This window comes from Sphaerisporangium sp. NPDC004334 (assembly GCF_053602655.1).
The window spans coordinates 23,341-30,333 of the sequence record NZ_JBSGDZ010000055.1 but is presented as its reverse complement, the minus strand read 5'-3'; the positions used below and the strand labels follow the sequence as shown (position 1 = coordinate 30,333).

Sequence of the window (6,993 nt, the reverse complement as noted above, 5' to 3'; positions counted from 1 at the left end):
TTAACACACTGTTGAGTTCTCAAGAAACGGACGCGTACACCACCGGAAACCAGACCCACCAAGGACCCGACCCCCGACTGGGGCGTTCATCTCGTGTTCTTAAACTTTACCAGTTTCCGACGATCTCCGTCAAATCAACCGATCTGCCGCAACCGTTCGGAACTGCTAAAATCTTGGTCACCCCGTCGCCAGGGCAACCCGTCTAACTTACGTCATCACCCACGCCAAGTCCAATCGAGTCAAATAGCGGCTCGAGTCGATCTCGTGCGGGCGACACGCCAGAACCGGACCCTCCGTCGAGGACGGAGTTTCCGAGATCGTGTCGTTCGGGATGCCCCGGGAGTCAGGCGCCTCTGCGGCGGCCCGCCGTTTCCCTGGGGTGGAACAGAACATTAAGCGGCTCTGGAGGGTCCGTCAAATCGATTACGGGGCCGATCGCCCAGCTCATCCCGTGATCCGGGAAACTCTCACGCATCCGCTACAAGACTGTTACCTACGACAGCGGCCCCCGGTACGCGCGGCGCGCGTACCGGGGGCCGGGGAGCCTGGGAGGGGAAACCACGGAAAGCCGCAGGTCACGGACCCACGGGCCGAAGCGGACGGGCGGGGTCAGCCGGCCGCGACCTCGACGCCGCCCACAGAACGCTTGCCACGGCGGAGCACCAGGAAGCGCCCGTGCAGCAGGTCATCGGCGGTGGGCACGTACGCCTCGTCGGTGACCCGCACGTTGTTGAGGTAGGCCCCGCCTTCCTTGACCGAGCGCCGCGCGGCCGACTTGCTCTCGACCAGCCCGCTGTCGGCCAGCAGGTCGACGTAGGCGGCCCCGAGCGCGGGGACGGTGACCCGTGGCACCTCGGCGAGCGCGGAGGCGAGCGTCCGTTCCGGCAGCTCCTCCAGGGACCCCTGGCCGAACAGCGCGCCCGACGCGGCGATGACCGCGCGGCACTCGTCGGCGCCGTGCAGCAGGGTGGTGAACTCCTCCGCCAGCGCCCGCTGCGCCTCGCGCGCCGCGGGACGCTCCGAGGCGCTCTTCTCCAGCGCCTCGATCTCGTCCCTGGACCGGAAGCTGAAGATCTTCAGGAACTTCACCACGTCGCGGTCGTCGGAGTTGAGCCAGAACTGGTAGAAGGCGTAAGGCGAGGTCAGCTCGGGGTCGAGCCAGACCGCTCCGCCGGCCGTCTTGCCGAACTTGGTGCCGTCGGCCTTGGTGATGAGCGGCACGGTCAGCGCGTGCACGTGAGCGCCCTCGACCCGGCGGATGAGGTCGCAGCCGGCGGTGATGTTGCCCCACTGGTCGCTGCCGCCGATCTGCAGAGTGCAGCCGTGGCGGCGGTGCAGCTCCAGGTAGTCGTTGGCCTGGAGGATCTGGTAGCTGAACTCGGTGTAGCTCAGCCCCTCCCCCGCGAGTCTGGCCGAGACCGACTCGCGGGCGAGCATGCGGTTCACCGGGAAGTGCTTGCCCACGTCACGCAGGAAGTCGATCGCCGACAGGCCCGCCGTCCAGTCGAGGTTGCTGACCAGGATCGCGGCGGAGGGGTCGGAGAAGTCGAGGAACTTCTCCACCTGGACGCGGATGCGCCGCACCCACTCGGCGACCACGTCGGTGGAGTTGAGCGAACGCTCCTCGCTCTTGCCACTGGGGTCGCCGATGAGGCCGGTGGCGCCGCCGACCAGCCCGATGGCGTGGTGGCCGGCCCGCTGGATGCGCGTCAGCGTGAGCAGCGGGACGAGGTTGCCGACGTGCAGGGAAGGGGCGGTGGGGTCGAAGCCGCAATAGACCGTGATCGGACCTTCGCTCATCGCGCCCCGCAGGGCGTCGATGTCGGTGGACTGCGCGATCAGGCCGCGCCACGCAAGGTCATCGAGGATGTCGGTCACGATCCTGGCCTTCATGAGTCGTTCACTGAATGGGATGAATGCCGGGCTCTCGCCCTGCGTACAGCCTGCCCGATCACCGCACCACTCCGCCACTCGGAAGACCAGGATGCGGGACGGCCCGGGCCGTCAGCTCGGCCGGGTCTTCGGCACATGCTTGCGGTACGGCGAGACGGTCAGGTCGCCGTCGATCCAGAAGCGCCACGGCGTGTCCGCACCGGACGACACGCCGGTGCGCGGGCCGGAACGGACCGACGCCGGGCCGGCGGGGTCGCCCTCCAGTACCCGTAGGCCGTCCGGGCGGGAGCCGGAGCAGCAGTCGGCGCCGTTGAGCTCGCGTCCGATGCCGAGCGCGACGGCCAGGCGGGCGGGGCCGCGGGCCAGGTCGCGTGCGGGGACGGGGCGGCCGGGGCTGGTGAGCGGCGCGGAGGTGCCGGGCCGGTGGCGGCGGGCGCGGGCCTCCTCCACCCCTCGCACCACCTCGCCCGCGCGCAGCAGCACCCCCGAGCCCATTCCCTCGGGCAGGCAGACGAAGTTGGCGCAGTAGTGCATGCCGTAGGTGAAGTACACGTACAGGTGGCCGGGCGGGCCGAACATGACGGCGTTGCGCGGCGTGCGTCCCCGGTAGGTGTGGGAGGCGGGGTCGGTCCCGGGTGGCCCGTAGGCCTCCACCTCGGTGAGGCGGACGGCCACCGGCCCGTGCACCAGGACGCGCCCGAGCAGGTCGGGGGCCACCTCCGCTGCGGGCCGGTCGAAGAACGAGCGGTCCAGGACACGCCCGGCGACCTCGGATGTCCGAGCGCCGGGCATCCGCCCGTCCACGCCGGCCGGTTCCCGGCCTAAGATCCGGTCGCCCACGCGGCCTGGCCGTCCACGATCTCGCGGAGCGCGACGATCTGGTCGCGCACCCGGTCGGGCGCGGTGCCGCCGTGGGCCTTGCGCGAGGCGAGCGCGCCCTGCACGTTCAGCACCTCCAGCGGGCCCGGCACGTCCGCGCCGTCGGCCGCGGACGCGGTGAAGTGCGGGGAGATCTTGGCGAGGTCCTCCTCGGTGAGCCGCTCGAAGGTGGTGTCGTTGACCTGGCACCAGACCACCAGGTGGCCGACGGCCTCGTGGGCGTCGCGGAAGGCCACGCCCTTGCGCACCAGCAGCTCGGCGAGGTCGGTGGCAAGGGCGAAGCCGTCGGGCGCGGAGGATTCCAGCCGGGCGGTGTTGACGCGCATGGTGGAGACCAGGCCGGAGACCGCGGGCAGCACGAGCAGCAGGGTGTCGACGGCGTCGAAGACCGGCTCCTTGTCCTCCTGCAGGTCGCGGTTGTAGGTGAGCGGCAGGCCCTTGAGCGTGGTGAGCAGGGACATCAGGTTGCCGATGAGCCGGCCGGACTTGCCGCGGGCCAGCTCGGCGACGTCCGGGTTCTTCTTCTGCGGCATGATCGACGAGCCGGTGGAGTAGGCGTCGTCCATCTCGATCCAGTGGAACTCCTGGGAGGCCCAAAGGACGATCTCTTCGCCCAGGCGGGACAGGTGGACGCCGATCAGCGCCGCGCAGAACAGGAACTCCGCGGCGAAGTCGCGGTCGGCGACGGCGTCCATGGAGTTGGGCGCGGCCGAGTCGAAGCCGAGCTCCTGGGCCACCCTCTGCGGGTCCAGCGGGAGGGAGGACCCGGCGAGCGCGCCGGCGCCGAGCGGGGAGACGGCGGCGCGCCGGTCCCAGTCGCGCAGCCGGTCGACGTCACGCGCGATGGCGTGGACGTGGGCCAGGAGCTGGTGACCGAAGGAGACCGGCTGGGCGTGCTGCATGTGGGTCATGCCGGGCGCGGCGGTGGCCGCGTGCTCCTCGGCCTGGCTGATCAGCGCGGTCTCCAGCTCGACCAGCCGCGAGACGATGTAGCGGACGTTGTCGCGCAGGTACAGGCGCAGGTCGGTGGCGATCTGGTCGTTGCGGCTGCGGCCGGCGCGCAGCTTGCCGCCGAGCGACCCCAGGTGCTCCAGAAGCCCGCGTTCGAGGGCGGTGTGGACGTCCTCGTCGGCCACGGTGGGCCGGAACTCGCCCGACTTGCAGGCCCGCTCGAGGTCGTCCAGCGCCGCGATCATGCGCTCGAGCTCGTTCTCGCTCAGCAGCCCCGCGCGGTGCAGCACCCGGGCGTGCGCCCGCGACGCCATCAGGTCGTACGGCGCGAGCCGCCAGTCGAACTGCACGCTCACGGAGAGCCGTGTCAGCGCGTCCGCAGGACCGCCTTCGAACCTGCCACCCCATAGCCGCATGGGCTTGCCACCCTCAGCCACCGTTCTCCTCTTCCCGAGATCGAAATGCTCAATCCGCGACCCTAGCCCAAAACGACGCTCATCAGCCGAGACGGCCGTCCCGCGCGGCGCGATCTTGTTTCGGGCGTCCATGTCGCCCGCGAGGCCCGGCATGGGCCGGGCCTGTGCCGGTCAGCCCGCCTCACGCGGGCTGACTACGTCGCTCGGTCAGCTTGAGCAGGGAGTCCGCGAGCAGGGTGCCGCCCGTCGGGTCGCGGCTGATCACCAGGATGGTGTCGTCGCCGGCGACGGTGCCGAGGATCGACTCCCAGTCGGCGTGGTCCAGTGCCGAGGCGAGGAACTGCGCGGCGCCGGGCGGGGTTCGCACGATCACCAGGTTGGCCGAGGCCTCGGCCGAGACCAGCAGTTCTTCGGCCACTCGTCGCAGGCGGGCCGCCGGGGTCTCGGTGCCGGAGCCCGTGCGGGTCAGCGGGATGCGCGCCCCGCCCTCGCCCGGCAGCGCGTACACGAGCGAGCCGTCGTCGGCCCGCAGCTTGAGCGCGCCGAGCTCGTCCAGGTCACGCGACAGGGTGGCCTGGGTGACCTCGACGCCGCTCTCGGCCAGCAGCCGGGCCAGCTCGGGCTGGGAGCGGACCTGGTTGCGGTTCACCAGGTCGGCGATCTTGGCGAGCCTCCCCGCCTTGGTCAGGGGGATGGTCATCGCGTCACCAGCCACTGGAGCAGGGCCTTCTGGGCGTGCAGGCGGTTCTCGGCCTCGTCCCACACGGCGCTGTGCGGGCCGTCCAGAACCTCGGCGGTGATCTCCAAGCCGCGGTAGGCGGGCAGGCAGTGGAGCACGACGGCGTCGGGGGCGGCCAGGTCCAGCAGCGCGGAGTTGATCTGGTAGGGCGTGAGCGCGGCGACCCGTTCGTCCTTTCCGTCCTGACCCATCGACACCCAGGTGTCAGTGGTCAGGACGTGGGCGCCGGCGGCTGCCGCGCCGGCGTCCGGCAGCACGGTGACCGAGCCGCCCGTGGTGGCGGCGATCTCGGCGGCGCGGGCCAGGACGGCGGCGTGCGGCTGGTAGGCGGCCGGGGCGGCGATGCGGACGTGCATGCCGGCGGTGGCGCCGCCGAGCAGGTAGGAGTGGGCCATGTTGTTGGCGCCGTCGCCGAAGTAGGCGAGCGTGCGCCCGGCGAGGGCGCCCAGGCGCTCGCGCACGGTGAGCAGGTCGGCGAGCACCTGGCAGGGGTGGAACTCGTCGGTCAGCGCGTTGACGACGGGGACCGGGGACGCGGCGGCCATCTCCTCGACGCGCTCCTGCCCGAAGGTGCGCCAGACGATCGCGGCGACCAGGCGTGAAAGGACGCGGGCGGTGTCCCCGATCGGCTCGCCGCGGCCCATCTGGGACCCCGCGGCATCGATGATCAGCGGGTTGCCGCCCATCTCGGCGATGCCGACCGCGAAGGAGACGCGGGTGCGGGTGGAGTGCTTGTCGAACAGCACCGCGACCGTCTTCGGGCCCTCGAACGGGCGGTACCCGTAGCGGTCCTTCTTCATCGCCTCGGCCAGGTCGAGGACCTCGGCCTGCTCGGCCGGGCCGAGGTCGTCGTCGCGCAGGAAGTGCCGGACGGTTCCCGAGATCGGCCCGCTCATCCGGCCACCTCCGAAAGGATCGCGGGCAGGGCGTCGAGGAACGAGTCGACCTGCTCCTCGGTGATGACCAGGGGTGGCGCGAGCCGGATCGCGTCGGGTTGCACGGCGTTGACCAGGAACCCGGCCCGCTGGGCCACGGCCTGGACCTGCGCGGCGTGGTCGCCGGTGAGCACGATGGCCCGCCACAGGCCACGCCCGCGCACGCCGGACAGCAGCGGGTGGTCCAAGGACGCGATGCCGTCGGCGAGCCGGTCGCCGAGCTCGCGGACGTGGGCGAGCAGCCCGTCGCGCTCGATGGTGCCGAGCACGGCGAGGGCGGCGGCGGCCGACACCGGGTTGCCGCCGAAGGTGGAGCCGTGGTCGCCCTTGGCGAACAGCGTGCCGGCCTGGCCGAAGCCGACGCACGCGCCGATCGGCATGCCGCCGCCGAGCCCCTTGGCCAGGGTGAGCACGTCGGGGACGATGCCGTCGTGCTGATGGGCGAACCAGTGGCCGGTGCGGCCGATCGCCGACTGGATCTCGTCCAGCACCAGCAGGGCGCCGGTGGCGTCGCAGATCTGCCGGGCGGCGGTGAAGTAGCCGCCGGGCGGCGGCACGACCCCGGCCTCGCCCTGCGTGGGCTCCAGGAAGACCGCGGCGCAGTCGCCGGTGACGGCCTGCTTGAGGGCGTCGGCGTCACCGTAGGGCACGAAGCGGACGTCCAGCGGGAAGGGCCCGAACTGGTCGCGGATGGCGGCCTTGCCGGTCAGCGACAGCGCGCCGAGCGTGCGGCCGTGGAAGCCGTTCTCGGCGGCGACGTAGTACTTCCTGCCCGTGGCCCTGGCGTGCTTGACGGCCAGCTTGAGCGCGGCCTCGTTGGCCTCGGTGCCGGAGTTGGCCAGGAACACGCGGCCGGGGACCTTCAGCAGGCCGAGCAGCCGTTCGGCGAGCAGCACCTCGGGCTCGTTGATGAACAGGTTGGAGCTGTGGGCGAGCGCGGCGGCCTGCTCGGAGACGGCGCGCACCAGGGCGGGGTGGCCGTGGCCGAGGGAGCTGACGGCGATGCCGGCGATCAGGTCGAGGTAGCGCCTGCCGTCGGCGTCCCAGACGTGGCACCCCTCGCCGCGCACCAGCACGGCCGGGGGCACCCCGTAGTTGGGCATGAACGCGGCCTCGAAGCGCTCGGTGAGCGAGGCGGCGCCGGCGTCCAGCAGGTCGCCTCCGGCGTGGCCGGGCATCG

At 71.7% G+C, this 6,993-nt stretch carries 6 protein-coding genes; all 6 read right to left on the bottom strand.

Going from position 1 to position 6,993, the window contains the following annotated elements:
* Positions 1 to 609 precede the first annotated feature (609 nt).
* The 6 genes from tyrS to ACWEN6_RS39605 all read right to left on the bottom strand — a co-directional run bounded on the left by tyrS (position 610) and on the right by ACWEN6_RS39605 (position 6,991).
* Positions 610 to 1,878 (bottom strand): tyrosine--tRNA ligase, encoded by a 1,269-nt coding sequence (gene tyrS / locus ACWEN6_RS39630; protein WP_452577238.1) that lies wholly within the window; start codon positions 1,876 to 1,878, stop codon positions 610 to 612.
* 126 nt (positions 1,879 to 2,004) lie between these two features.
* Positions 2,005 to 2,685 (bottom strand): DNA-3-methyladenine glycosylase, encoded by a 681-nt coding sequence (locus ACWEN6_RS39625; RefSeq protein ID WP_452577231.1) that lies wholly within the window; start codon positions 2,683 to 2,685, stop codon positions 2,005 to 2,007.
* Between the two features lie 29 nt (positions 2,686 to 2,714).
* On the bottom strand, positions 2,715 to 4,139 hold the full coding sequence (argH, locus tag ACWEN6_RS39620; RefSeq protein ID WP_452577236.1) for an argininosuccinate lyase: 1,425 nt from the start codon (positions 4,137 to 4,139) through the stop codon (positions 2,715 to 2,717).
* Between the two features lie 181 nt (positions 4,140 to 4,320).
* Positions 4,321 to 4,839 carry an arginine repressor gene (locus ACWEN6_RS39615; RefSeq protein ID WP_354847961.1) on the bottom strand — a complete coding sequence of 173 codons (519 nt, stop codon included), beginning with the start codon at positions 4,837 to 4,839 and terminating at the stop codon, positions 4,321 to 4,323.
* Positions 4,836 to 5,774 carry an ornithine carbamoyltransferase gene (argF, locus tag ACWEN6_RS39610; RefSeq protein ID WP_452577230.1) on the bottom strand — a complete coding sequence of 313 codons (939 nt, stop codon included), beginning with the start codon at positions 5,772 to 5,774 and terminating at the stop codon, positions 4,836 to 4,838. The genes ACWEN6_RS39615 and argF overlap by 4 nt, the downstream gene beginning before the upstream one ends.
* Positions 5,771 to 6,991: an acetylornithine transaminase gene (locus ACWEN6_RS39605; RefSeq protein ID WP_452577235.1), complete on the bottom strand. Its 1,221-nt coding sequence runs from the start codon at positions 6,989 to 6,991 to the stop codon at positions 5,771 to 5,773. The genes argF and ACWEN6_RS39605 overlap by 4 nt, the downstream gene beginning before the upstream one ends.
* Between the last annotated feature and the right edge of the window lie 2 nt (positions 6,992 to 6,993).